Raw genomic sequence first — 4,018 nt, 5'->3', positions numbered from 1 at the left:
ATGGGCATCGGTGGCGATGCCGACGATGGCCTTGGAGACGCCGCCATCCATCAGGATGCGCCCGAAGCCGGCGCCGGCACCCACCACCAGGGTGATACTGGCAATCGGCGCCAGGCATTCGTTGGTGAATTTCAGGATCTGGTCGGCCCCGAAACCACGAGCCCGACCAAAGGTCCAGAAGCTCACCAGGGTAGCGATCAAGAGCGCGATCACCGAATTGCCGATCAGGCGCAGGAAATCGTTGGCAAAGGTCTTGGGCGCGAAGAACAGGTCGGCCCAGCTACCGATGAGCATCAACGCCACCGGCAACAGGATGGTGAAGAGCGTGACGCCGAAGCCTGGCAGTTGACGGTCCTTCTTGCTCTCATCGACGAACTGCGAGACCAGCGGATTATCGGGATTGGGGATCACCACCTTGGAGATCAGCTTGCCGAAGATGGGGCCGGCGATGATGGCAGTAGGAATACCCACGATCAGCGCATAGAGGATGGTGCGACCGATGTCGGCGCTATAGGCGGTCACCGCCAACAGCGCTGCCGGGTGCGGCGGGATCAGGCCGTGCACCACCGACAGGCCGGCCACCATGGGAATGCCCACCAGCACCATATTGGTCCCGGTCCGCTTGGCGACGTTGAAGGCAATCGGCACCAGCAGCACGAAACCGACTTCGAAGAACACCGGCAGACCGACGATGAAGGCCACCGTCATCATGGCCCAGTGCACGTTCTTTTCACCGAAGGCCTGGATCATCGTATTGGCGATGCGCTCGGCACCGCCCGACTCGGCCATCATCTTGCCCAGCATGGTCCCCAAGCCCACCACCAGCGCGATATGGCCCAAGGCCCCACCGACGCCGGTCTCGAAGGCCTTGACGATGCCACCCATGGGCATCCCCACGGCCAGGCCCAGCACCAGAGAAACCACGATCAGGACGATGAATGGATTCATCTTGAATTTGGCGATCAGCACGATCAGTGCGATCACCGCTACCAGCGCATAGACCAGTAGCGCACTGCCTTGTACAGCCTCCATCTGTTGCTCCTCTTCCGAAGGTAAAAAGACACCCGCCGGCGATACTGCACCCCTGCCGACGGACATGAACCACAAATTTATAAATCGTTTAAATCATTTATATTTTTATTGGGCACCAGCGCAAGCTCAACGCTTGAACGCCACGCAATCGACCTCGACCTTGCAATCGACCACCATGCTGGAGACCACACAGGCACGGGCTGGCGGATTGGCGCCGAAGTATTCCTTGAAGACCTTGTTGAAGGATGGAAAATCACGCGCATCATCCAGCCACACGCCACAGCGCACCACGTGCTCGGGGCCATAACCGGCTTCCTTGAGGATGGCCAGCACGTTCTGGATGGCCTTGTGCGACTGGGCCACGATGCCGCCATCGATCACTTCGCCGTTTTCCATCGGCACCTGGCCCGACACGTACAACCAGCCATCGGCGGCCACGGCACGCGCGAACGGCAAATGCTGCCCACCGGTACCGCTGCCACCTTCTACACCAAATCGTTGAATGCTCATTGCGAACTCCTCTATCTCTGTTGAATCTGTTGAAACGAAAATTCCAGGAAAATCAGGCTGACGTTTTCTGCACCATGCGCGCCAGGAAGCGCCCTGCACGCGCACTGGTGGCTTGCTTGTCCTGGCCGCGATAGGCCAGTTGTCCATTGACCCACACCGCCTCGATGCCATGCGCCGGTTGCATGGGATCGGTGAAGCTGGCGGCGTCGCGGATGGTGTCGGCATCGAACAGCACCAGGTCGGCGTGATAACCCTCGCGCACGAAACCGCGCAGCTTCAGGCCGAAGCGCTGGGCCGACAGGCCCGTCATCTTGTGCACGGCGGTGGCCAGCGAAAACAGTTTCTGCTCGCGGCTGTAGTAGCCCAGCACCCGCGGGAAAGCGCCCCACAGACGCGGGTGCGGCAAGGGATCATTGGGCAGGCCATCGGAACCCACCACCGTGGCCGGGTGCGACAGGATGCGATTAACATCGTCATCCGACATGCAGTGATAGACCGCCCCAGCCGGCATCAGCCGGGCGGCCGCGGCGTGCAGATCGACGCCCCAGTCGGCGGCGATCTGCTGCAACATCTTGCCGCCCTGCTCCGGGTGCGGCTCGGACCAGGTGACCTGGATGTCGTAGTCAGAGGTCACCTGCTTGAGGTCCAAGGTGGAGGAACTGGCGGTATAGGGATAGCAGTCGCAGCCCACATGCTGATGGCGCGCAGCGGCTTCCAGCGCCTGCAGCACTTCGCTGCTGCGGCCCCAGTTTTCGACGCCGGCGCACTTGAGGTGCGAAATCACCACCGGCACGCGGGCGTGCTTGCCGATGCGGAAGGCTTCTTCCATCGCCTCGAGGATGTCGGCGAATTCGCTGCGCAAGTGGGTGGCATACAGGCCGCCGAACTCGGCCAGCGGTTCAGCCAGGGCCAGCACTTCGGCAGTGGGCGCGTTGATGGCATTGCCATAGGCCAGCCCCGTGGACAGCCCCAGCGCACCATGTTCCAGCGCCTCGCGCAATTGCGCGCGCATGGCAGCGATCTCGCTCTCGGTGGCAGCGCGATCCAGACGATCCATCTGGTTGTTGCGCAATGCCGTGTGCCCCACCAGGGCCGCCACATTGATCGACGGTTGCGCCGCATTGACCGCCTCGACATAGCTGGCAAAGCTGGGATAGTGGAACGCCTCGGCCTTGCCCAGCAGGTTCATGGGATCGGGCGGATCGCCCTTCAAGAGGACCGGCGCGGCGCTGATGCCGCAATTGCCCACCACCACCGTGGTCACGCCTTGCGAGAGCTTGGGGAACATCTCGGGCGTGCGGATGACGTTGGTATCGTCGTGGGTGTGGACGTCGATGAAGCCAGGGGCGAGCACACGCCCGCGGGCGTCGATTTCCTGCGTCGCCTGCCATTGATCGAGCTGGCCGATGGCGGCGATGCGACCCTCGCACACGGCCACATCGGCCGTGAAGGGATCGGCACCGGAGCCGTCGATGACCAGGGCGTGGCGGATCAGGGTATCGCAGCGGCGCTGGCCCTGTGCGGTATGAGTGGTGGTGGCGGAGGTGGTGGATATCATGTCAATCTCCCAGCGGCTGGTGCAGGTCACCGCCGCCGCGGTGGGTGTCGAGGACGTACTTGAGGCGGCGCAGGCGTTCCTGGCTGCTTTGCTTGTGCAGCAGGGCCAGCTCCAGCACCAGCATGTCCAGCGTGGCCATCATGGCGTAACGCGATGAGGACGGTTTGAAGATCAGGTCGGTTTCCAGGGTCTTGATGGGCAGCAGTACATCGGCCATCTTCGCCAGCGGCGAACCCAGCGCCGTGATGGCGATGAGCTTGACGCCGTATTCGCGCGCCACCTCGCAACTGGCCAGCAGTTCCGGCACGCTGCCGGTGGTGGAGAAGACCAGCAGTACATCGTCCCGGTCGAGCGTGGCCGCCACCATCTTCTGCAGCAACGCATCGTGATAGGTCGCCACCGGACGTCCCAGGCGCACCAGGCGATAGCGCGCCTCATCAGAGATCATGGTGGAGCCGCCGCCCATGCCAAAGCAATAGATCATGCGCGCGCCCAGCAGCAGGTGCGCGGCTTGCATGAGCATCTCCGGGTTGAGCATGGCGCGGTTCAATTCCAGCACGGCATGGATATCGCGATAGACCACGTCGGCCAGCTCGGGCGGCTGTTCCGAGGGCAGGGTCTTGGCTCCATCGAAAAAGCGCTGCCCCACCGCCACCGCCTGCGCCAGCAGGAACTTGAATTCGCGCACGTCGCGGCAGCCCATGGCCTTGGCAAAGCGCGTCACGCTGGCCACCGACACGCCGGCCTTGGCGGCCAGTTCACCGATGCTGGCGCTGGCGGCAGCTGACAGGTCACCCAGGATGGCTTCGGCCACCTTTTGTTCAGCAAAGCGCAAGGTGCTGCTGCGCTCGGTGATGCGGGAAATGATGTCCAATGTCTGGGCCATGGGGGGGAATGATCGATCGCGAAGAAAAATGC

Annotated in this window: 4 protein-coding genes; all 4 read right to left on the bottom strand. The window is 62.7% G+C overall.

The genetic code is table 11. The features are described from left to right. On the bottom strand, window positions 1-1,032 hold a 1,032-nt coding region (locus I5W_RS12650), incomplete at its 3' end, for a GntT/GntP/DsdX family permease (protein WP_044529493.1). A 126-nt stretch (window positions 1,033-1,158) separates the two neighbouring features. Beyond that, window positions 1,159-1,542 carry a RidA family protein gene (locus I5W_RS12645; RefSeq protein WP_017450656.1) on the bottom strand — a complete coding sequence of 128 codons (384 nt, stop codon included), beginning with the start codon at window positions 1,540-1,542 and terminating at the stop codon, window positions 1,159-1,161. A gap of 52 nt (window positions 1,543-1,594) precedes the next feature. Further along, entirely contained in the window at window positions 1,595-3,100 is a 1,506-nt protein-coding gene (locus tag I5W_RS12640; protein WP_044529492.1) for an N-acyl-D-amino-acid deacylase family protein, read from the bottom strand. Window position 3,101: 1 nt separating this feature from the next. Next, on the bottom strand, window positions 3,102-3,986 hold the full coding sequence (locus tag I5W_RS12635; protein ID WP_017450654.1) for a MurR/RpiR family transcriptional regulator: 885 nt from the start codon (window positions 3,984-3,986) through the stop codon (window positions 3,102-3,104). Between the last annotated feature and the right edge of the window lie 32 nt (window positions 3,987-4,018).

It is taken from the genome of Herbaspirillum sp. B65, assembly GCF_000333555.1.
In the GTDB taxonomy this organism is placed as follows: domain Bacteria; phylum Pseudomonadota; class Gammaproteobacteria; order Burkholderiales; family Burkholderiaceae_D; genus Herbaspirillum; species Herbaspirillum rubrisubalbicans.
The sequence above is the reverse complement of the archived record's forward strand: the minus strand, read 5'-3'. Positions and strand labels throughout refer to the sequence as shown.

What these genes read in the sequence shown, in the direction of transcription:
- I5W_RS12645 (WP_017450656.1), bottom strand. Translation starts at nt 1,542, where the DNA reads ATGAGCATTCAACGATTTGGTGTAGAAGGTGGCAGCGGTACCGGTGGG.
- I5W_RS12640 (WP_044529492.1), bottom strand. Translation starts at nt 3,100, where the DNA reads ATGATATCCACCACCTCCGCCACCACCACTCATACCGCACAGGGCCAG.
- I5W_RS12635 (WP_017450654.1), bottom strand. Translation starts at nt 3,986, where the DNA reads ATGGCCCAGACATTGGACATCATTTCCCGCATCACCGAGCGCAGCAGC.